16 protein-coding genes are annotated in these 23,803 nt (G+C 33.4%); 11 read left to right on the top strand and 5 right to left on the bottom strand.

Annotation, left to right across the window (positions count from 1 at the left end; all coding sequences use genetic code 11):
* Positions 1-13: 13 nt before the first annotated feature.
* Positions 14-1,471: an FMN-binding glutamate synthase family protein gene (locus DNC80_RS07005; RefSeq protein ID WP_370628715.1), complete on the bottom strand. Its 1,458-nt coding sequence runs from the start codon at positions 1,469-1,471 to the stop codon at positions 14-16.
* Here DNC80_RS07005 and DNC80_RS16115 point away from each other — a divergent pair.
* Positions 1,448-1,564: a hypothetical protein gene (locus DNC80_RS16115; RefSeq protein ID WP_370628714.1), complete on the top strand. Its 117-nt coding sequence runs from the start codon at positions 1,448-1,450 to the stop codon at positions 1,562-1,564. The two genes, DNC80_RS07005 and DNC80_RS16115, sit on opposite strands and share 24 nt — an antisense overlap.
* 50 nt (positions 1,565-1,614) lie before the next feature.
* Here the strand turns inward: DNC80_RS16115 and DNC80_RS07000 are convergent, their stop codons facing one another.
* Positions 1,615-2,379: an NYN domain-containing protein gene (locus DNC80_RS07000; protein WP_086454205.1), complete on the bottom strand. Its 765-nt coding sequence runs from the start codon at positions 2,377-2,379 to the stop codon at positions 1,615-1,617.
* 264 nt (positions 2,380-2,643) lie between these two features.
* On the opposite strand from DNC80_RS07000, the gene DNC80_RS06995 reads away from it, so the two are divergent.
* Positions 2,644-3,906 (top strand): pyridoxal phosphate-dependent aminotransferase family protein, encoded by a 1,263-nt coding sequence (locus tag DNC80_RS06995; protein ID WP_182650428.1) that lies wholly within the window; start codon positions 2,644-2,646, stop codon positions 3,904-3,906.
* A gap of 68 nt (positions 3,907-3,974) precedes the next feature.
* Here DNC80_RS06995 and DNC80_RS06990 read toward each other — a convergent pair whose 3' ends face one another.
* Together DNC80_RS06990 and DNC80_RS06985 are read right to left on the bottom strand one after the other, a co-directional pair.
* Positions 3,975-5,093 (bottom strand): GTP cyclohydrolase, encoded by a 1,119-nt coding sequence (locus DNC80_RS06990; protein ID WP_182650410.1) that lies wholly within the window; start codon positions 5,091-5,093, stop codon positions 3,975-3,977.
* 22 nt (positions 5,094-5,115) lie between these two features.
* Entirely contained in the window at positions 5,116-6,075 is a 960-nt protein-coding gene (locus DNC80_RS06985) for a transporter (RefSeq protein WP_182650406.1), read from the bottom strand.
* A 132-nt stretch (positions 6,076-6,207) separates the two neighbouring features.
* Between DNC80_RS06985 and DNC80_RS06980 the strand changes: the two genes are divergently transcribed.
* The 6 genes from DNC80_RS06980 to DNC80_RS06955 all read left to right on the top strand — a co-directional run bounded on the left by DNC80_RS06980 (position 6,208) and on the right by DNC80_RS06955 (position 13,174).
* Positions 6,208-6,492 (top strand): DUF4834 family protein, encoded by a 285-nt coding sequence (locus DNC80_RS06980; protein WP_086455067.1) that lies wholly within the window; start codon positions 6,208-6,210, stop codon positions 6,490-6,492.
* 53 nt (positions 6,493-6,545) lie between these two features.
* A complete protein-coding gene (locus tag DNC80_RS06975; protein ID WP_182650404.1) occupies positions 6,546-8,963 on the top strand; it encodes a YfhO family protein in 2,418 nt (805 codons plus the stop codon).
* 61 nt (positions 8,964-9,024) lie between these two features.
* Complete coding sequence (locus DNC80_RS06970) at positions 9,025-10,314, top strand: glycosyltransferase family 4 protein (protein ID WP_182650402.1); 1,290 nt, start codon at positions 9,025-9,027, stop codon at positions 10,312-10,314.
* A gap of 38 nt (positions 10,315-10,352) precedes the next feature.
* A complete protein-coding gene (locus tag DNC80_RS06965) occupies positions 10,353-11,819 on the top strand; it encodes a lipopolysaccharide biosynthesis protein (protein ID WP_182650400.1) in 1,467 nt (488 codons plus the stop codon).
* 201 nt (positions 11,820-12,020) lie between these two features.
* Positions 12,021-12,329, top strand: coding sequence for a hypothetical protein (locus DNC80_RS06960; protein WP_182650398.1), 309 nt, complete (start codon positions 12,021-12,023; stop codon positions 12,327-12,329).
* 47 nt (positions 12,330-12,376) lie between these two features.
* Positions 12,377-13,174 carry a DUF3575 domain-containing protein gene (locus tag DNC80_RS06955; protein ID WP_182650396.1) on the top strand — a complete coding sequence of 266 codons (798 nt, stop codon included), beginning with the start codon at positions 12,377-12,379 and terminating at the stop codon, positions 13,172-13,174.
* 58 nt (positions 13,175-13,232) lie between these two features.
* Here the strand turns inward: DNC80_RS06955 and uvrA are convergent, their stop codons facing one another.
* Positions 13,233-16,031, bottom strand: coding sequence for an excinuclease ABC subunit UvrA (gene uvrA, locus DNC80_RS06950; protein ID WP_182650394.1), 2,799 nt, complete (start codon positions 16,029-16,031; stop codon positions 13,233-13,235).
* Positions 16,032-16,216: 185 nt separating this feature from the next.
* Between uvrA and DNC80_RS06945 the strand changes: the two genes are divergently transcribed.
* From DNC80_RS06945 to DNC80_RS06935, 3 genes are all read left to right on the top strand, one after another.
* Positions 16,217-19,018, top strand: coding sequence for a triple tyrosine motif-containing protein (locus DNC80_RS06945; RefSeq protein ID WP_255493186.1), 2,802 nt, complete (start codon positions 16,217-16,219; stop codon positions 19,016-19,018).
* Positions 19,019-19,256: 238 nt separating this feature from the next.
* Positions 19,257-22,298, top strand: coding sequence for a TonB-dependent receptor (locus DNC80_RS06940; RefSeq protein ID WP_182650392.1), 3,042 nt, complete (start codon positions 19,257-19,259; stop codon positions 22,296-22,298).
* A gap of 11 nt (positions 22,299-22,309) precedes the next feature.
* Positions 22,310-23,785, top strand: a complete 1,476-nt coding sequence (locus DNC80_RS06935) for a RagB/SusD family nutrient uptake outer membrane protein (protein ID WP_182650390.1) — start codon at positions 22,310-22,312, stop codon at positions 23,783-23,785.
* The last annotated feature ends 18 nt before the right edge of the window (positions 23,786-23,803 follow it).

Raw genomic sequence — 23,803 nt, 5'->3', positions numbered from 1 at the left:
TAAATGTACTTTTTTAATTAAAAACTCGAGTCAAATTATCCGGGAAATACAAATCAGATAATTTGGTAAACTCATCACCACGCATAAAAATACTACTGTCAACATCTTGAAAACTTGATTTTCCTGACGCTGCCAAAAGTTCGTTGGCGGCATGTAACGTATTGTGGTGAAAATGATAAACCCTTTCAGACTTGTCGGTTACCACTAATCCTTTCATAAGCATTTTATCCTGAGTGGCTACTCCTGTTGGACAAGTATTATTGTTGCATTTCAAGGCTTGAATACATCCTAGTGAGAACATAAATCCTCTAGCTGTATTGCAAATGTCTGCTCCCATGGCAATGGCTCTTAAAATGGCATGACCAGTTATTATTTTACCGCTAGAGATAATTTTTATTTTATCTTTTATGTTGAACTGGCTTAATGTTCTATTTACAAAAATAAGTGCTGGTTCTAATGGCATGCCTACTCCGTCAGAAAATTCTAGTGGTGCAGCACCGGTTCCCCCTTCTGCACCATCAACCGTTATAAAGTCTGGAAAACAATTTTGTGCTATCATTTCTTGACAAATAGCTTCAAATTCTTCGGTTATTCCAATGCACAGTTTAAAGCCAATGGGTTTTCCATTTGATGCCGTTCTAAGTGTTTGTATGAATTGTATCAAACCACTAGCATCATGAAAAGCAGAGTGGCTCGGTGGTGATAGAATAGTAGTATGCGGTTCTACGCCGCGTATCTTTGCTATTAAAGGAGTGTTTTTACTTGCAGGAAGTACACCTCCATGACCAGGTTTAGCTCCTTGTGATAGTTTGATTTCTATCATTTTTACAGATGGGAGATTTGCTTTTTCTGTAAATTTTTGAACATCAAATGCTCCATGCTTATCTCTACAGCCAAAATATCCAGTTCCTATTTGCCAAACAATTGCTCCGCCTTGAAGATGGAATTCAGTCAAACCTCCTTCGCCTGTGTTGTGGTAAAATTCGCCTTTCTTTGCGCCATTATTTAGAGCGATAATTGCGTTCTCGCTCAAAGAACCAAAACTCATCGCGGATATATTGAGTAATGACGCTGAGTATGGTTGTTTGCAATCTGGACCTCCTACAAGTACCCTGGGTAGTTCTTCATTCACTTTTACAGGAAATATGGAGTGCTTGATGCCTTCGTAATCGGGTTGGTTAAGATGTAATTGTGTTCCAAAAGCCGTTGTAGCGCTTAAGTTTTTTGCTCTTTGGTAGACTAATGACCTTTCATTTCTTGAAAAAGGCTTGCCATCTGTATTTCTTTCTATGAAATATTGTTGTATTTCTGGAGCTATACTTTCAAATAAATACCTAAAGTATCCTAAAACGGGGAAGTTTCTTAATATGGTATGCTTGGTTTGTACGCTGTTGTAAACTCCAACAATTAGTATTAAGAATAAAATGAAACTAAGGAAGTACGCTTTTTGAAAATAGATGTTTATGATCACGCTTACTATCAAAGAAAGGAAGGCAAAAAGGAAAAATTTTGTTCTCATATATTAAATTTCAATTTGAAAAGGGATTGCATTCAAAATGGATAAGTTCTTGTTAAAAATGTTTTTAATTTTGGAAACCAAAAGTAGAAGAGATTTTAACTAAAACGTAAACGTACATAAACGTGTTTGATTCCTTTTTTATCTGAGTCGCGCTCATCTATTTCAAGAATATCTGTTAAGGATTTCAACATCGGAGTTAGTTTAGAAAAACCATAATTCCTTGGATCAAACTCGGGTTTCTTTTTTACAATTAAATTTCCAACATCACCTAGAAAAGCCCATCCGCTATCATCACCAATATCTTCAATAGTAGATTCAATTAATTCTATAGTTTGAAGGTCTACTTTATTTAAGCTTTTAGGAGATGGTTTTTTAGGATCTGTTGCTGTTCTTTTTGGTTCTTTCTTTTTGATTGCTCCGTCCAAGACTTCAATGTATACAAATCGATCACAGGCTACAATGAATGAATTGGGTGTTTTTTGTTCGCCAATTCCTATGACCTTCATGCCTGATTCTCGCAATCGAATAGCAAGTCTTGTAAAATCAGAGTCGCTGGATACAATGCAAAAGCCATCTACTTTATCGGAATAGAGTAAATCCATGGCATCGATAATCATGGCTGAATCTGAGGAATTTTTGCCTACCGTATAACTGTATTGTTGTATAGGAGTAATGGCATGTTCTAATAATACACTTTTCCAACCGCTAGCATTTGGTTTAGTCCAATCAGCATAGATGCGTTTTGTAGTAGGCGTACCAAACTTAGCAATCTCTTCCATCATTCCTTTTACATTACTGTAGGGAACGTTGTCAGCATCAATAAGTACTGCTAGTTTTAATTCCTTTGTATTGTTAGACATAAATTTAAATTTATTTTAGTAAGTCAAATATACAAAGTTTATTGTGTTATACTTAGTATGTTTAGCATTTGATTTGCTTAAAACTGCACTGTAAAAAGGGATTCTTGGAGTTTTTGTGTCACTTTGTTTAAATTTTAGGGTTTGAATATCTGAATTTTCGTAGGATTAGATTGCTTGAAAAATAAATTTACTTTCAAGTCCTTTATAAAATTTAAATAATTATTTTTGCAACTTCTTAAAATTAAAATTATTACTTTACATATTATGGTAAAAGATTTATTCGAAAGAATTCAAAACAATAAAGGTCCTTTAGGGAAATGGGCTTCACAAGCTGAAGGGTATTTTGTTTTTCCAAAATTAGAAGGTGAGTTGGGACCAAGAATGCAGTTTGGAGGTAAAAATATTTTGAATTGGAGTTTGAATGACTATTTAGGTCTAGCCAATCATCCTGAAGTTCGTCAGGCTGATACAGATGCCGCTGCACAGTATGGAGCCGCATATCCTATGGGAGCTAGAATGATGAGTGGTCACACTAAATATCATGAGCAGTTAGAGAATGAGTTAGCCGCTTTTGTTATGAAAGAATCAGCTTACTTATTGAATTTTGGATACCAAGGAATTATGTCCACTATTGATGCTTTAGTGACACGTAACGACATTATTGTATATGACGTAGACGCACATGCATGTATTATAGATGGAGTACGTTTACACAGTGGAAAAAGATATACTTACAAGCACAATGATCTTGAAAGTATGGAGAAAAACCTGCAACGTGCAACTAAAATGGCTACTGAAACAGGTGGTGGGATTTTGTTTATTACCGAAGGTGTTTTTGGTATGCGAGGACAACAAGGTAAATTGAAAGAAATTGTTGCTTTAAAAGAAAAGTACAATTTCCGTTTGCTAGTTGATGATGCACACGGTTTTGGAACCTTAGGTAAAACAGGAGCTGGAGCAGGTGAGGAGCAAGGTTGTCAAGATGGTATTGATGTTTACTTCTCTACATTTGCAAAATCGATGGCTAATATTGGTGCTTTTGTAGCAGCTGATAAAGATATTATTGATTATTTAAAATACAATTTACGTTCTCAAATGTTTGCCAAAGCATTGCCAATGATTCAAACTATTGGTTCTTTAAAAAGATTGGAATTGTTGCGTAACAACCCAGGATTGAAAGATAAACTTTGGGAAAATGTAAACGCATTACAAAACGGATTAAAAGAGAGAAACTTTAATATTGGTGATACTAATACGTGTGTTACTCCAGTTTATCTTGAAGGAAGTGTACCTGAAGCAATGGTGATGGTAAATGACCTAAGAGAAAATTATGGTATCTTTTTGAGTATTGTAATCTATCCTGTAATTCCAAAAGGAATTATTTTATTGCGTATGATACCTACAACTACACATACTATTGATGATGTTAATGAAACATTGACAGCATTTGAAGCTATTCGTGAAAAACTAGAAAATGGTACTTATAAAGAAATAGCAAGCAGAACAACAGTTGATTTAGACGCTTAAAATCTTATTCTAAAATTATAAAAACCATCTGTTACTTTTAAGCAGATGGTTTTTTTATGGTTGAATGTTTACAATTCAGCTCTAAAAGTACAACGCTTTTTGTGTACTTGAGGGTCAAAATGTTTCCACAGATTTTGAATGGCAACATTATCCGCAAGTTCAGGAGTTCTAAAGCAGTTTAAGATCCCTTTTTCTTTAAAGGTTTCATAACATTCCTTGAATAAAATGGCGGTTACAGCTTTATTTTGATATTCAGGGAGAACACCTATCAGATAAAAAATCACATTTTTACTTTGTTTTCTAGCCTTTAGCATGTGCAAGAACCCAAACGGAAACAACTTCCCTTTAGATTTTTGTAAAGCCTCAGCAAAATCAGGCATTACAATGCTAAAAGCGACAATATTATGATCTTTGTCTTCTACAAACTTTATAAATTCAGGATTGATGAAGCTGATGTATTTTTTCTTAAAATACTCTTTTTGTGTGTCAGAAATAGCTACAAATGAGGATAGGGAAGCGTAGGATTTATTGAATAAATCAAACATTTTATCCACGTGCGGCATTACTTCTTTTGTGGTTTTAAAGTTCAATGGACTCAATTGATATCTTTTTTTAACCAAATCATTTGCCTTTTCAAAAAACTCAAGTTTTACATTTTCAAAAGGGAATTTACTCTCTAAATATTCTTTCTCAACTTTAAATCCCAGTTCTCTAAAATGGTTTGCGTAATAAGGATGGTTGTACCAGGTGATCATGGTGCCAATTTCATTAAAACCTTCTGTCATGACCCCGACTTTGTCAAGATTTGAAAATCCCATAGGTCCTTCTGCGTGATCTAGATTGTTTTTTTTGCCAAGTTCGTAGACTTTTTCTAACAGAGCTTTTGTTACCTCAATGTCATCAATTACATCAAACCAACCAAAACGGACTTTTAATTTCTGTTGGTTTTTTACTTCGCTCCAATTTATGATTGCTGTAATTCGGCCAACGATTTCATTGTTTTTTTTGGCTACATAAAAATAGGCTTCTGCATTTTCAAAAGCTGGATTTTTTGTTTTATCAAATGTTTCGAGCTCATCCGCAATAAGCGGCGGAACCCAGTAGGGATTATTTTTGTAAAGGGAAAAAGGAAATTTAATGAACGCTGTTAATTCTTTTTTTGATACGGCTTCGTGTATTGTAATCATGTTGTGTTTTAGAATGTTTTTATTATCCTTTTTTAATTTTTTTAGCTACTTTTTTTGCTTTAGCTTCTTTTTTATCAGGTTCTACATCAATGCGAACTTCTTTGTATTTGCCATCATATCGCCATGAAAAACCGATTCCACCAAATAAAGCGGATGGAGTCTCTTTTAAACTTGTACCTATTGAAGCGTCTATTTGCATATTTTTGTTGAGTAAATAAGCTGCTCCACCTCTCACAATGGCATCTGCATATAAGTCGCTTTTTATGCCTTGATTTTCTACAAAACCAGACCATTTATTATTAAAACCACGTGTTAAGGTAACGGCATAGCTATAACTAGGAAATTCAGTACCTATATAATCAGCAATGATGTTTGAAACTAAAACCCATCTTCCGTCACCAAGATTGTTTTGCGTAATCAACATTGCTTTTGGCGAGAATTGAGCAGGGTATCTACTTTCGGTTGGGTTTCTGTTTGAAAACGCATACGGATTATTCTCTGCCGAATAATTTACACCTACAAAACCTGAAACAGCAGGGATTAATTGACGCCAGTGAAACGCCTTGTTTGCTTTCCAGCTATATAGGTTTACTTTTTTCTTATAATTTTTATTAGGGTCGTAAATTAAATATTTAGCTCCTAATACAAGTTGTTTAAAATCAGCAATGGCCGTTTTGCTGAACAAAGAAGTATACGTTTCATTTTGATATTGAATATCAGCTATCAACTCTAAACGTTCCAGAAACAAACCCCAGCGCAATGTGGCGTCAAGGCCAAAACCATTTGCTTCATACCCCAATAAATTGTGTTTTTGATTGATTCCGTAAACCCCTGTTTCAACCTGAATCACTGATTTTCCCACGGCAAATGCAGACATGGTTTCTCCGGGTCTATTAGAGTTTATTTCATCGGTATACTGTGCATATTGAATACTTGGAATTGCAAAAAGAGCCGCTACAAGGAATGATTTGAATTTTCGCATGATTGTTTTTTTTGTTTTTGTCTAACATAGCTTTTCAAAAGTACTATAATTTATCATTTAATTAAGAATGATATCTTAATTTTGTCCCCAAATATAGTTCTGAATTTATTATTTTTGGAAAAAATTACCCTTATGCAAACAGCTTCTTTTAAAAGTGTTTTAAATACAATTTTATTTATCATTGCATTTTACTACATATTCAAATTTTTAGCAAAACTTTTTTTGCCATTAATTATAAAAAAAGTAGTAGAAAAAGCAGGTCAAAACATGCAACAACAGCAATATCAGCAAAAATCTTGGAACAATACACAGCAACAGCAGCAACAAGATGAAATAATTTATAGCACAGAAAACGTAAAAAAACCACGCGAGACTAAAAAAGTAGGGGATTACGTGGACTATGAAGAAATAGATTAAACCGTTTTGCTTGAACCACATCAATACATTTATTAAATCCAATACATTATAAATTGAAAATAATTAATAAGTTTTACCCACACGCTCTTGCCATTTTTGGTTTTGTTCTTGTTTCCTTGATTTACTTTTATCCAGTTTTGCAAGGCAAGCAAATTTTCCAATCGGATATTGTTCAATATACAGGCATGGCCAAAGAACAAAACGATTTTAGAGCCACAAATGATGTAGAACCTTATTGGACTAATTCAGCCTTTGGTGGTATGCCTACGTATCAATTAGGAGCCAAATATTCGCATGATTATATTGGTGTTCTTGATGATGCTTTGCGATTTTTACCACGTCCTGCGGACTATTTATTTCTTTACTTTTTAGGATTTTATGCATTATTATTAGTGCTGAAAATAGATCCTCTAAAGGCCTTCTTCGGAGCCTTGGCTTTTGGATTTTCCACTTATTTGATTGTTATTTTGGGAGTAGGGCATAATGCAAAAGCGCATGCAATTGGGTACATGCCACTTGTTGTGGCAGGATTTATTTTGGTTTTCCAAAAAAAATACGTGCTGGGTGGATTGATCACACTTTTTGCGACAGCATTAGAGATCAATGCGAATCACTTTCAAATGACGTATTATCTCTTGATTTTCCTTTTAATACTTTCGGGGTATTTTATATACAAACACATAAAGGATAAAGAATATAAGGCGTTACTATATTCTTTTGGAGCTCTAGCAGTTGCTGGTATTTTTGCGCTTGGTGCCAATGCAACGAACTTGTTGGCTACTTCTGAATATACTAATTTCAGTATCAGAGGGAAAAGTGAGCTTACTTTTAACCCTGATGGGACTAAAAACCAGACTACTTCATCCATGTCTAAAGATTATATTACCGAATATAGTTATGGCGTAATGGAAAGCTTTAACCTTATTGCTCCTCGTCTTTTTGGAGGTTCAAATAATGAAAAAGTAGGTAAAGATAGTCACATGTTTGAGTTCATGATAGGACAAGGAGTTCCAGAGGATCAAGCAACTGATTTTGTCTCAGGGATGCCTACTTATTGGGGAGATCAACCCATCGTGGCAGCACCGGCTTACATAGGAATTGTAGTTTTCTTTTTGGCAGTGATGGCTTTGTTTTTAGATCAAAGAAAAATTAAATACGTTTTCTTAGCAGGTGCATTTGTTTCCTTACTGCTTTCTTGGGGAAAAAATTTCCCTTTATTAACTGATTTTTTTATTGAATTTATTCCGTTGTATGATAAGTTTAGAGCAGTGTCCTCTATTCAGGTAGTTTTAGAAATGTGCTTCCCAGTACTTGCAATAATGGGATTACAATCATATTTCAAATCGGATAAAAAAACGCAGTGGAAATCGTTGTATGAAACAACAATTCTTTCACTTGGCATACTTCTTATTTTGTTTTTAAGTAAAAGCATGTTTAGTTTTTCGGGTGGTAACGATGCGTATTTTCGAGAAAGTTACGGACCTGATTTTGTAAGCGCTTTAAAGGAAGATAGAATGAGTTTGTTTAGTGCAGATTTGCTTCGCTCTGCTTTCTTTATAATATTGGTAGCTGGAGTTTTGTGGCTGTCTTTAAAGGAGAGATTTGCACAAAATACTGCTATCATAATTGTAGGTTTATTAATGGTTTCTGACTTGTTTTTTGTTGCTAAAAATTATGTTTCAGGTAAAGATTTTGTGAGCAAGTTTCAAGTAGAAGCTCCTTTCCAAGAATCTCCATCAGATGCGGAAATTTTAAAAGATACTTCAAATTATAGAGTATTTGAGATAGGAGATATTATGGGTGCTAGAGCTTCTTATTTTCATAAATCTATTGGTGGTTACAGTGCTGTGAGACCAAGAAGGATGCAGCAATTACTAGATTATCAAATTGTAAAAAACAATATCGAAGTGCTGAACATGCTTAATGTGAAGTATTTGATACAGAAAGATAAAGAAGGTAAAGAATTTCCGGTTGCTAACCCTGATGCCAATGGAAATGCTTGGTTTGTGAGTCAGGTGAAACAAGTAAATACTCCCGATGCCGAAATGAAAGCTTTGGATAAATTAGATTCTAAAAATACGGTTGTCATTAATACAAAGGAGTTTCAAGTTAAAAATACGGCTTTCGCCAAAGATAGCGCGGCTACAATAGCTGTAGTTACGTATAAACCAAATTACATCAACTATACTGCTACCAATAAGAATGAAGGCTTCGCTGTGTTCTCTGAGGCTTATTATGGCAATGGGTGGAATGCTTACATTGACGATAAAAAAGTGGATCATTTGAGAGTTGATTATCTTTTAAGAGGATTGCCAATACCGGCAGGAAAACATAAAATCGAATTTAAGTTTGAGCCTCAAGTTGTAAAAACGGGTAGTACGATTACGCTGATAAGTGCAGTTGGAATATTGTTACTGCTGATTGGGGGAATTTATTACGAAAAAAAGAAGAACCTGAAGAACGTTGATTAATTAATGTTGTTTTATATTTTCGGAGTAGTTGTCAGGAATATTTTAATTCAACAGGAATAAATTGAAAAATAATAAAATTTTAATAATTACCTATTATTGGCCACCAGCGGGAGGGCCAGGAGTACAGCGTTGGCTTAAGTTCGTAAAGTATTTGCCAGATTTTGGCGTTCAGCCTATTGTTTATATTCCGGAGAATCCTACCTATCCTATTGTGGATCAAAACCTTGTAAGTGAGGTGTCAGATCAAGCAATTATTGTCAATCATAGGATTTTTGAGCCTTATCAATTGGCCTCTTTTTTATCCAAGAATAAAACTCAAAAAATGAATTCGGGAATTATTCCCAATCAAAAAAAGCAATCTTTTTTAGATAAAACTTTTCTTTGGATTAGAGGAAATCTTTTTATTCCTGATGCTCGCGTTTTTTGGGTAAAACCATCAGTATCATTTTTAGAAAAATACATTTTAGAAAATGATATTGATACCATTATAACTTCGGGTCCGCCACACAGTTTGCATCTTATTGGATTAGAATTAAAACAAAAATTAAAACTAAAATGGTTTGCTGATTTTAGAGATCCGTGGACTACAATAGGCTATCATAAATCCTTACGTTTATCAAGTTTTGCCGCCAAGAAACATAAAGCTTTAGAGCATCAGGTTTTGAATACTGCTGATACGGTTATTGTAACGAGTAAAACTACTAAAACGGAATTTCAAGCGATTACAAATAAACCAATTTCGGTAATTACCAATGGTTATGATACAGAGCAAATTGAAAAACAAACTTTAGATGTCAAATTTAGCTTAGCACACATTGGTTCTTTTCTTTCTGAGAGAAATCCAAAGATGTTATGGGAAGTGCTGCTGGAACTGGTAGAGGAAATCCCTAGTTTTAAATTGAATTTAGAAATAAAACTAATAGGCGCGGTCAGTCAAGAAGTTTTAGAAACTATTTCTCAATTCGGGTTAAATGAATATTTGAATAATCTGGGTTATGTTTCACATGCAGAAGCTATTGCGCATCAAAGACGGTCACAGGTTTTGTTGCTAATCGAAATCAACTCTGAAGATACTAAAAGCATTATCCCGGGGAAACTTTTTGAATACATGGTTTCTAATAGGCCTATTATAGCAATTGGGCCTCAAGATTCTGATTTTGCTGAAATTATTACCAATACCAACACAGGTGTATTTTTTGACTATTCTGAGAAAATGAAACTTAAAAGAGTAATTTTGGACTTTTATGATCAATTTTTAGAAGGAAGGTTGCAATCCAATGGAGTTGGTTTACAAAACTATTCTAGAAAAAACCTCACGAAAGATTTGGTTCAATTGCTTAACAAAATATAATAAAGTAAAACCTGTTTGTGTTTTACAATCATAAAATAATGGGAATAGTATTAAATCAATCATTAAAGAATACCATAATTACCTACGCCGGTTTTGGAATTGGAGCAGTGAATACACTTTATTTATATCCTATTTTTTTGGGTGCTACGTATTACGCTCTAGCTAATTATATTTTATCTGTTGCCAATGTGATTATGCCTTTGTTTGCAATAGGGATGCAAAATACATTAGTCAAGTTTTATTCTCAATACAAAACAGATGAGGAAAAAGCTCAGTTTTTATCCTTTACGGTTTTGTTTCCGCTATTATTATCGATTCCCTTAATCTTTATTGGGTTTTTATTTTTTGATGACATTTTGTTTTTTGTTTCTAAGAAAAATCCAATTGTAAAAGATTTTATTTGGTTGATACCCTTTATTGGGTTGTCAATGGCTTATTTCGAAATATTTTATGCTTGGGCACGAGTGCATATGCACTCCGTTTTTGGTAATTTTATTAAAGAGGTTGGACTTAGATTGTTGTCATTACTAGCATTAGTAGGAGTCTATTATAAGTGGATTACCATTGTTGATTTTATATATATTACAGCTGGGATTTACTTTTTGGCACTTGTAGTCACTATGGCTTATGCTTTTTATATCAAGATGCCTAGTTTTCAAATCGCAGTACCTAAAAACGTTAAAGACATTTTAGAGTATACTTTTTATATCATTTTATCAGGTAGTGTTGCCAATTTACTTTTGGATGGAGATAAAATTATGCTTAACCAATACATGGTTATTGATAATATTGCGTATTACTCTATTGCAACCTTTATAGCGTTAGTGATATCCGTTCCTAGTCGAGCCATGCATCAAATTGTTTATCCTATTACTGCAAAATTAATGCACGATAACAAACTCACGGAGTTGAATGTATTGTATAAAAAAACATCTATAAATCTGCAAGTTGTTGGTGGTTTTGTAATGCTAGGTATTTTTGTTAATATTAATCAGTTGTATGAAATTGTTCCGAAAGAATATAGTGGTGGAATATTAGTGGTTTTTATGATTGGAATTTCTAAGTACTTTGATTTGATTCTGGGGAACAATAATGCAATTATTTTTAATACAAAATACTATCGTGCCGTTTTATTTTTAGGTGTATTTTTAGTAGTGGTAGCCATTGGTTTAAATGCTATTTTTATTCCTCTTTACGGTATTATGGGTTCTGCATTTGCCACATTGGTTTCTATAACATTGTACAGTATAGCTAAGTTGCTTTTTGTTGTCAAAAGATTGCACTTATATCCTTTTACAAAGCAAACTTTACATTCACTAGCAATTACATTTTTATTGTTTCTTATGTTTTATTTTTGGGATTTTCCTTTTAATCCTATTTTAAATATTTTACTGAAATCAATCTTGATTACAGTATTGTATGTTTATGTTAATTATAAATTTGTTGTATCAAATGAGATCAATGATGCTATAAATTTGGTTCTCAAAAAAATAAAGTTTTTGTAAAGAATTATCGCAACTGTAAACCCTAATTTTAAAGGTATATTAGTCTATTTCTTGTTATTAAATTCTCTTGGATTTCTAGTTTGAATTTTTCATTAAAAATAATTAAAATATCACTAAAAGTGGGTATTGTTGGTGTGTGATTAAGATGGTAATTTTGTGGTGCATTATAAAATAATATAAAGTACAAAAGGACTCATTTAAATGGTACATACAAAGTCACAAGCAGAAAGCATAAATGCTAACTTGGTTAAATTTTCAACTCTTTTGAAAGGAAAAACTAAAGAAGGATTTGTAGTCGTGGAACGCAATGATAAACTTCCTTATGCGGTATTATTGAAAAAGAAAAAGAAAGTAAACCACATCTATAATTTTGCAATTTTTTGTGCAACTTTAGGGTTATGGTCTTTTGTATGGATTTACATTACGCAAGTTTCATCAAAAGCTAAAAAAATTCTAATAGCTATAGATGAGGATGGAAATCCATTTGAGGAAAAATGCTACATGGGATAATTTTTCTTATTTTTGAAATCAATATTCAAATATTTAATAGACTCATTATGAAATGTAAATTACTTATCCTTGCAGCTGTGCTGTTTAACATTAGTATTGCTGTTGCACAATCTCCTGGAGAAATTGATAGTAAAGAACGTATCACTATCAGTGATGATGTAGATTCTCCAAAAAAGAACAACTTTAAAATCAGTTTAACCAGTTTAATTTTTGGGAACTATCAGTTGCAATACGAAAGAAGTCTTACTAAGCGCATTGGACTTGTTGTAGGGTATAGTTTTATTCCAAAAGGAGCTGTGCCATTTAGAACACAACTAAATGATTTAACAGCTGATAATACAGATACTCAAGGTATTTTTGAAAATGCAGAATTGGGTTACAAAGCTTTTACTCCAGAGATTAGATTTTACTTAGGAAAAGGGTATGGAAAAGGATTTTATGTAGCTCCTTTTTATAGAAATGTACAGTATGATATTAACAATGTAAATTTTACTTTTAGCAGTGACGTTGCAGGTGTAACAGAGCAAAATCTAGCTATGGGTGGTAAGCTTTCGGCTAATTCTTTTGGGTTACAATTAGGTGCTCAGTTTAATTTAGGCAAACATATCATACTTGATTGGTGGATCGTAGGTCCTCATTATGGTACTTCAAAAGGTGATTTTGTGGGAATAACTGATAGAAACTTAACTACTTTTGAACAACAAGAGTTGAAAAAAGAACTAGATAATATTGAACTTCCATTATCGGATATAAAAACAGAGGTGAATGCTCGTGGTGCTAAGATTAATGTGAGTGGTCCATGGGGTGGTGTAAGAAGCGGAATTAGCTTAGGATACCGATTCTAAATAACATAGAACAAATATTAAAAGCCGATATACTTTTTCAAGTATATCGGCTTTTTTATTACTTTAGAACTGCTTTTAAATAGGTTCCAGTAATAGATTCTTTATTTTTCACAACCTGCTCTGGAGTACCAACCGCTAATAATTTCCCTCCATTTTCTCCTCCTTCGGGACCAAGATCAATTAACCAGTCGGCACATTTTATTAAGTCTAGATTGTGTTCAATTACAATAATGGAGTGTCCTTTTTCTATTAAAGCATCAAAAGACGCCAATAGTTTCTTAATATCATGAAAATGTAAACCGGTTGTGGGTTCATCAAAAACAAATAAGGCTTTGTCTTTTGTGGCTCCTTTTACTAAAAATGAAGCCAGTTTTATACGCTGTGCTTCTCCGCCAGAAAGGGTAGAGGATGATTGTCCTAGTTGTACATAACCCAAACCTACATCTTGAAGAGGTTGTAGTTTTTGAGTTATTTTTGTTTGTTTCTGAGCTGTAAAAAAAGCAATTGCATCATCTATAGTCAAGGTTAGAATTTCATGAATATTTTTCCCTTCAAACGCTACCTCTAAAACTTCTTTTTTAAATCGTTTTCCATGGCAGGTTTCACAGGGCAATTGCACATCAGCCATGAATACCATCTCTACGTTGATAGATCCTTCTCCTTTGCAGGTTTCGCAGCGCCCACCATCAACATTAAATGAAAAATGTTTGGCTTGGTATCCTCTAACTTTTGAAAGTTTTTCTTTGGCATACAAATCACGAATGTCGTCATATGCCTTAATATACGTTACCGGATTTGAACGTGAGCTTCTACCTATGGGGTTTTGATCTACATATTCGATATGTTTTATTTGCGAAAACGAACCTGATATTTCTAAGAATTGTCCCGCTTTCTCACCAATATTTTCTAGCTTTTTTTGCATAGCTGGAAAAAGAATTTTCTTTACCAGTGTACTTTTTCCACTACCTGAAACACCTGTAATGACCGTTAATACATCTAGCGGGAATGTTACATCAATATTTTGTAAGTTGTTTTCGCGAGCTCCTTTAATTTCTATGAAGTTCTTAAACTGTCGGCGTTTTTTTGGTACCGAAATTTCTAAATCACCATTCAGATATTTTGCAGTAAGTGAAGTAGATTTTAATATCTCGTCAAATGTTCCTTGAGCCACTAAATTTCCACCAAAACTACCAGCTTCTGGGCCAATGTCAATGATCATATCAGCCGCTTTCATAATATCCTCGTCATGCTCTACAACAATTACAGTATTACCTAAGTCGCGTAAAGAAAGCAGAACCTTTATTAATCTTTCAGTATCTTTTGGGTGTAAACCAATGCTTGGCTCATCCAAGATATACATAGATCCTACCAAGCTACTACCAAGTGAAGTAGCTAAGTTAATACGTTGTGATTCACCACCGGACAGTGTTGCTGAATTTCTATTGAGTGTTAAGTAATCAAGACCTACCTCGGTTAAAAAAGATAACCTGTTGTTGATTTCAATTAGCAATCTATTGGCTATTTGTTTTTCATAAGAATTTAATTCTAAGTTTTTGAAAAAAGTAACCAAGTGTTTTATTGGTAAATCAACCAAATCAGAAACTGTTTTTTGATTAATCTTAACATAGGAAGCTTCTACACGCAACCTTTTTCCTTTACATGCGGTACACTTTGTCTTGCCTCGATAGCGAGAAAGCATTACTCTATTTTGGATTTTATAGTTTTTTTCTTCAAGCTCTTTAAAAAAATCATTCAAGCCTTGAAAATAGCCATTTCCTGTCCAAATCACTTCTTTTTGTTCTTCAGTAAGTTGATAAAAAGGTTTGTGAATGGGAAAATCAAATTTGTAAGCTTTGTTAACTAACTCGTCACGATACCAACTCATACTATCACCACGCCATGGAAAAATAGCATTTTCAAAAATAGATAAAGTGGTGTTGGGTACTACAAGCTCAGCATCTATTCCAATAATGTTTCCGTAGCCTTCGCACACTGGGCAGGCGCCATAAGGATTATTGAAACTAAATAAATGAACATTTGGTTCTAAAAAAGTGATGCCATCCAGTTCAAAATTATTTGAAAAAGTAAGTTTGATATGGGTGTTTAATTCTTGTAAGTAGCAAACACCTTTCCCTTCAAAAAAAGCAGTTTGAACTGCATCGGCAAGGCGGTTGTAAAATTCTTCTTCAACTTCGGGATCTTGGTTAACCACAATACGATCCACTATTAAATAAATTTCTTTATCGTTTATAGCTTCAGGAACAGAATCTAGCCTAACCATTTCATTATTTACCAATATTCTAGCAAAACCTTGTTGCAAAAGAACATTAAGTTTGTCTTGTAGTTTGCGTCCGGGTTCTAAATGAATGGGAGCTAATAACAACCATTTGCTGTTTTGTTCTAGCTTTTTGACCGCATTTACAACATCAGTTACTGTATTTTTTTTGACTTCAACACCAGAAACTGGGGAATAAGTGCGTCCTATTCTGGCAAAAAGTAATTTTATATAATCATAAATTTCTGTAGAAGTACCCACAGTTGAACGTGCATTTGTAGTATTTACCTTTTGTTCAATGGCAATAGCTGGAGCAATACCTTTAATATATTCTACCTTTGGTTTATCGAGTCTGCCAAGAAATTGACGGGCATAAGAGGATAAGCTTTCTACATACCTACGCTGTCCCTCGGCGTATAAAGTATCAAATGCTAAGCTTGATTTTCCAGATCCTGAAAGACCTGTAATAACCACTAGTTTATTTCTAGGTATAGCAACATCCACGTTTTTTAAATTGTGTACTTGCGCTCCTTTTATAATGATATTTTTCTTTGGGTCTAGTTTAGAAAGGTCAACTTGCATAAAAATGATAATTTTTACAAAAGTAATCAATTTTGAACAGAGATTTTAGGATGAACAACTCACAAATAATGATTAAAACTGAGGATTAAAAGTCAATTTTGGCCTTGTATGGTATTTATGTTTTCCATCCGATAAATAAGTACTATTTTTAGATTTATTTTTGACAAAACAAACGAACGCTACCATTGAAAACAAAGTTATACCTTATTCTTTTTTTATGCTGTTTTTGTGCCTTTTCACAAGAACTCCCGCCTATTGTAAAATATAGTTCTGCAACGTATGGCGCAGGAAATCAAAACTGGATGATTTCACAGGATAAAAAGCAATTTATTTATCTAGCAAATAATGAAGGACTACTAGAATTTAATGGTGCTAACTGGGAACTGAACCCGTCTCCAAACGAAACCATTATACGATCTGTAAAAGTTATAGGGAATAAAATTTATTCTGGTGCCTACATGGAATTTGGTTTTTGGAAACGAATATCCAACGGGAAACTTAAATACTATTCCTTAAGTAAAAAAATAAAAAACAAAATTCTTGATGATGAACAGTTTTGGAATGTTTTAGATTTTGAACAATGGGTTGTTTTTCAGTCTTTAAATAGAATGTATATTTATGATACTAAGACCGATACTTTTAACATAATTAGTCCAAAAAATAACATTACTAAATCTTTTCGTACTAAAGATGCAATTTATTTTCAAATAGCAAATGAAGGTCTTTTTGAAATAGAAAGTGGTACGTATCGTCTTGTAACCAATGATCAAATTGTATTGCAAAATAAGTTGGTAAATATTTTTGCTGACGATGATGGACTCCTTTTACAAACGCAACAAAATGGTTTTTTTAAACTTATTGATAAACGTTTAAAAAAAATAAAAACAGATGTAGACGATGAATTTGCAACAGGAAATGTGTATTGCAGTCAGAGGTTAAGTGACGGAAGTTTTGCCTTAGGAACTATTTCAAATGGTGTTTTTATACTTGATTCAGCAGGTAAATTGAAATTTCATATCACTCAAAATAAAGGATTGAGTAATAATACTGTTTTATCGCTCTATGAAGATGTTGATCAAAATGTATGGTTGGGACTTGACAATGGTATCAATTGTATCAATTTGCGTTCACCCATACAAAATTATAGTGATGATACAGGAATATTGGGCACCGTTTATACCTCTTTAAAATGTAACGGTAATTTATATGTAGGAACAAATCAAGGGTTGTTTTTTAAAAAGGATTCTGTACAGGAGGAATTTCGTTTTGTGAGTGGTACTAAAGGTCAAGTATGGTCTTTATTTGAACATGATGGTACGCTTTTTTGTGGTCATGATTCAGGGACATTTATTGTTGAGAATGGGATGGCTAAGAATATTTTCTCGGCCTCTGGAACTTGGAAATTTGAAAAGGTAAAGAATAATAAAACAGTACTATTACAGGGCAATTATTTCGGTATTTCAGTTTTAGAAAAAAGAAATAATCAATGGATTTTTAGAAATAAAATCACAGGTTTTGATTATTCGTCTAAGTACTTTGAGATTTCAAAAAATTCAGATGTATACGTAAGTCATGAATACAAAGGAATTTATAGACTGGAACTTGATAAAGATCTATTGAAAGTACAACGAGTACAGACTTACAAAACACCTCAAAAAGGGAAAAATGCAAGCTTAACTACCTTTAATAATGAAATTTATTATGCTAATAAAGCAGGTATTTTTAAACTGAATCAAAAATCTAAACAGTTTGTAAAAGACAAAGTATTGAGTACTGTTTTTGAAAAAGATGAATACACATCTGGAAAATTAATTGTTGACAATTCTAATAAGATTTGGTTGTTTTCAAAAAATTACATTCATTATTTTTCTCTTAGTAAATTTAGTAATCAGCTTGTTCAAAATTTAATTCCCATACCAGCAGCTTTGACAAACTCTATGTTGGGATATGAAAATATAACTCAAATTTCTCACTCCAATTATTTAATAGGAACTACGGATGGATATTATATTTTAAATTTAAATGAACTAGGATTAAAGAATTACAACGTTTCATTATCAGCAATAACTACAAATAAACAAAACGAATCGTTTCAAAACCAAAGTATTCTAAGTGAGGGTAGTTTTGATCATGATGAAAATAACATTACAGTTTTTTATGCTGTACCAGAGTTCAATAAATATATAAATGTAGAGTTTCAGTACTTACTGGAAGGGTTTCAAGAGGAGTGGAGTGAATGGAGTGCAAAGTCATCCGTTAATTTTAAGAATCTACCTCCTGGGAATTATACCTTAAAAGTTAGAGCAAAATATGCTAATTCCACTTTAGATAGTACCATATCCTATTCGTTTAGAATAAACAAACCTTGGTATTTTACTCATGTTGCACTTTTGATTTATTTAATTGTGCTGGTCTTAGCAGCAAGATTTATACACAAGGCTTACAAACGCTATTATGAGCAATTAGAAAAAAAATTAATAGAGGAAAACAATCTTTTGCTAGAAATAAAAGAGTTGGAGAACGAGCAAGAGGTTATGCGAATAAAAAACGAACAACTTTCTCAAGTGGTTGATTCAAAAAATAAAGAATTGGCTGCATCTACCATGAGTTTGAATAGTAAAAATGAGTTGTTGGCTTTTATCAAAGAAGATTTGAAAAAAACAACTGAGGATGGCAATAAAAGTATAAAATCTGTAATTTCTACCATAAATAAAAACATCAATCAAGGAGATAGTTGGAGTATTTTTAAAGAGGCATTTGATAGTACCGATAAAGATTTCTTGAAAAAAATGAAGGCGGCGCATCCTACATTAACTCCAAATGATTTAAGATTATGCGCTTATTTAAGACTTAATCTATCCTCAAAAGAAGTTGCGCCTTTATTGAACATATCGGTACGAAGTGTAGAGATAAAACGATACCGTTTGCGTAAAAAAATGGAATTATCTCATGAGCAAGGACTTGTAGAGTACATTTTAGCTGTATAGGTTGCAACTTTTTGGGTCAAAAAAACTATACATTACCACAACATTAACGTTGTCGTTGATTTTTTTTGGGGATTTAAGATTTTATTAAGATTTAGATTTCACAGCAAATTAGGTGATAAATTGAGAAATCATCAGTAATACTACTTTTTTTTTGCTTTGTATGTTTTTTGTTGTGGTTCTAATTTACAAATTAGCAGTCTTTAGGTGTTAATTTTATAATTCACAAAAAACATAAATTATGAAGTCAAACTATCTATTAATCTTTTTTCTATTCATAACTACTTTGGGTTTTTCTCAAGGGTATGATGTAGGAGGTGTTGTCAAAGAGGCAAGTTCTGGTTTACCAATACCAGGGGTAAATATTCAAGTAAAAAATTCTTCATCAGGAACCACAACAGATTTTGATGGTCGTTTTTATGTAAAAGGTGTTTCGCCTAATTCCGTTTTAATATTCTCTTTCGTAGGTTTTAAAAGTGTAGAATATAAAGTTACACAAGCCACGCAAAACCTTTCTATTGTTTTAAAAGAAGATGCAAATACATTAGACGAAATTGTTGTCATTGGTTACGGATCACAAAAAAAGCGAGAAGTAACAGGAGCAGTTTCTGTTGTAGATAGCAAAACACTTGAGGTATTAAAACCAGTTAGAGTAGAACAAGCATTGCAAGGAACGGTGTCTGGAGTAAATGTAACCTCCACATCTGGAGCACCTGGAGCAGCTTTAGATATAAGAATTAGAGGTATTGCTACGAATGGAGAAAATAGACCTACTACTATTATAGATGGTTATGTAGGGGAGTTAGGCTTACTAAATCCTAATGATATAGAAACGATTACGGTATTAAAAGATGCTCAAGCTGCCATTTATGGTACTATTGGTGCCAATGGTATTATCTTGATTACAACCAAATCAGGTAAAAAGAATACCAAATCTAAAATTAGTTACAATGCCTATACTGGCTTTCAAGAAACTTCAAGAAAATTACCGACTCTTAATGCCACTGAATATGCATTATTACTAAATGAAAGTTATGCTAATGGTGGTAACGCAATTCCTTTTCCAAATGTTTCTGGATTGGGTAAAGGAACAGACTGGCAGAATGAAATTTTTAGTACTTCAGTTCCAATAATCAATCATGATATTTCTTTCTCTGGAGGATCTGATAAAATAACTTATGCAGTGAGTGGGTCTCACATTGATCAAGAGGGGATCATTGGAGAAAAAAAATCAGGCTTTTTAAGAAACACTGCAAGAATTGCACTTGGTGCTGATGTTACTGATAGATTGAAATTAAAAACCAATGTAATTTATACTTATTTTACCAGAAATACACTTAATGAAGGTGGTTTAGGTTCGGTGTTATTTAATGCGTTGAATATGCCGTCTACACTAAAACCGTATGATGCTAATGGTGATTTTACTCTTGCAGGTACGGGTCTTGGTAACGAAATAATAAATCCTTTAGCTCAAATTGCAAATACCTATAACGATTATAACTTCAAGAAGTTAAATGGAAATTTTGGGTTAGATTACAAACTATTTAAAGATTTTGTAATTACTAGTTCACTAGGATTTAATACGTCTAATAGCGAGTCTAAAACATTTTCTAAACAAATCAGTTATGGAGGAAAAGTTTTTGATGTACAAAGAAGTTCTGTAACTCAAGGTGCCATAAACGACAATAATTATTCATTTGATATTTACGGTACCTATACTAAAAAAATTGCCGATGCTCATAATATCACAGCAACTATAGGGAATACCATTTTTAAAGAGTACGGTAATGGTTTGTTTGCTACCGGTTTTGATGTTCCTTATAATTCATGGGAATTTGCTGATATTGCTTTAACTAGAGGAATAGCAACGGTTGTAACAAACAGTTCGTATAATTATGATGAACGTAGACTTTCTTATTTTGCAAGAGGTCAGTATGATTATAAAGGGAGGTATCTTTTCTCGGCAATGATTCGTCGTGATGCTTCTACAAAATTTGGACCAGGAAACAAAGTGGGATACTTCCCTTCATTTACAGCTGGTTGGGTAGTATCTGATGAGAGTTTCTTTGGTCAAGATAAGTTTGTTAATTTCATGAAATTTAGAGGAAGTTACGGAACTTTAGGAAACGATCAAATCCCTAACAATGGATATATTTCTCAATTAAATGGAGAGGCTACTTACGTTTTTAATGATGTGTTAGTAAATGGTTTTGCTGTAGGTCAAATTCCAAATTCTAATTTAAAATGGGAAGAAGCCCGCAAGTTTGATGTAGGATTGGATTTAAGATTTCTTCAAAACAAAATATCATTTGTTGCAGATTATTTTATTGATACAAGAGCTGATTTGTTAATTCCATTTATTCCTGTTTCTGGAATTAATGGTGCTGCTGCACCAGGATCTAATGCACCTACAATTAATGCTGGTACGGTTAGAAATACCGGTTTAGAGCTAGCTTTAGATTATAAAAATAAATTTTCAGATTCATTTTCATTAAGTGTAGGATACAATGTTACTTTCTTGAAAAACGAAGTGCTAGAGGTGAACAATGGTATTGGGTATCTTGAGGGTGGATCCTTTGGAGTTGGTCAACAACCACCATCAAGAATGGAAGTAGGTAGACCAATTGGTTATTTCTACGGCTATAAAACAGATGGAATTTTTCAGAATCAAGCCGAAGTAAGTGCGCATCCATCTCAATTATCATTAGGAGCAGAGGCAAGTCCAGGTGATTTAAGATTTGTTGATGTAAATGGTGATGGTGTTTTAAATGCCAGTGATAGAACTAATATTGGTGATCCAATTCCAGCAGCTACAATGGGTTTCAATGTTCAAATGAACTACAAAAACTTTGATTTTGCCATGTATACTTTTGCCTCTGTAGGCAATGATATGGTTCGAAATTATGAACGAAATCTAACAGATGTTAACAGATTTAATTATGTATTAGAACGTTGGACAGGTGAAGGAAGTACAAATAGCACTCCTAGAGTTACTACAGGAGCAACAGGAAATTCAAACTTTTCAAGTTTTTTTGTTGAAGATGCTTCGTATGCAAGAATTCAAAACATTCAATTAGGATATGCTATTGACACTAATTTTATAGAAAAAGCAGGTCTTTCAAAAGTTAGGTTGTATGCAGGTGTAAATAACTTATACACCTTTACAAAATACAAAGGTTTTGATCCCGGAGCATCAAGTGGAGCTCCATTGGGTGGAGGTATTGACAATGGTTTTTACCCTATTCCAAGAACTTACTTGTTAGGTTTGAACATTAATTTTTAATCTGAATTAAAATGAAAAAATATCTTTTTAGAACCGTAATGATAGCAGCTATAGCCATGACTATCATTTCATGTAGTGATGAATTTGTGGATAGACCGGTGGAATATTCTATTGATTCTGAAAATTATTTCAACTCAAAAGAGGACTATGATAATGCCTTGATTGCTGCTTATGATTTGTTGCAAACCACGTATCTTAATTCACTTTTAGGAGAAATTGCTTCAGATAATACATTGGCTGGTGGCGAAAGTCAATCAGACACTCCAGGTTTTCAGCAAATTGATGATATGATTCACACTCCTGTGAATAGCAATTTAAAAAATCTCTGGGATTGGATGTTTGCTGGAGTGCAAAGAGCCAACTATATCTTAGAATTTAAAAATAAAACAGATTTTCAAGGCAAAAACCAAATTATTGCCGAAACTCGATTTCTAAGAGCTTACTATCATTTTGAATTAGTAAAATGGTTTGGTGGTATCCCGATGAAAGGAGACGCAAGATTTGTTCCAGGAGATGAGAAAAAAATCCCTCGTTCTTCAAAATCAGAAGTTTATGCATCTATAGAAGCCGATCTAATTTTTGCCTCCGAAAATTTACCTGTAACAACAACTCAAAAAGGGAGAGCAACTCGTGGAGCAGCTCTTGCTTTGTTAGGAAAAGCCTATTTGTACCAAAACAAATTTGCACCAGCTGCTACAACTTTTGATAAGTTGATAACGTCAGGGACGTATTCATTAGTTTCAAATTATAATTCAATTTTTGAAAATGAAGGCGAAAATGGAGCAGAATCTGTTTTTGAGGTACAATATACTGATGTTGAAGGTGCCGGTTTTGGATGTCTCCAATGTAGTGAAGGGAATGTAGCGGTAGGTTTTAGTGGACCACGCAGTTATAGTGGTACTTTGTTTTCATCTGGATTTAGTTTTAATGTGCCTACGCAAAAAATTGTAAACGCTTTTGAGGCTGGTGACAATCGTAAAGCAGTAGCCATCCTAGATATTGAGGCTTGGGCTACTAGCACAGGAGCAACTTTTGGAAAAGGATACGAGCATACTGGGTTTTTTAACAGAAAGTACATTCCTAGAAAAAGAAGCACAACTGCTCAAGGTGATTTAAACTTGACAAATCCTAACAACTACCGCGCTATTCGATATGCTGATGTATTATTAATGGCAGCAGAGGCTTTCAACCGTGGTGGAATAGACGATGTAAAAGCAAGAGGATACCTAAATTTAGTTCGCAGACGTGCTTTTGGGGACTTAAATCATGATATTTCAACATCGGGAGCGGCATTAACTGACTTTATTTTGGCAGAAAGAAGGGTAGAATTAGTAGGAGAAGGACATCGTTTCTTTGATTTAGTTCGTACTGGTAAAGCTGCACAAGAAATCCCAGGATTTACAGCTAACAAACACGAATTATTTCCTGTCCCTATCGAGGAAATTCAGTTTTCTAATGGGAATTGGAAACAAAATCAAGGGTATTAAAAAACTAACATAATTTAG

It is taken from the genome of Flavobacterium sp. SOK18b, from assembly GCF_014156605.1.
GTDB lineage: Bacteria > Bacteroidota > Bacteroidia > Flavobacteriales > Flavobacteriaceae > Flavobacterium > Flavobacterium tiangeerense.
This window is presented reverse-complemented; position numbering and strand designations above follow the sequence as displayed.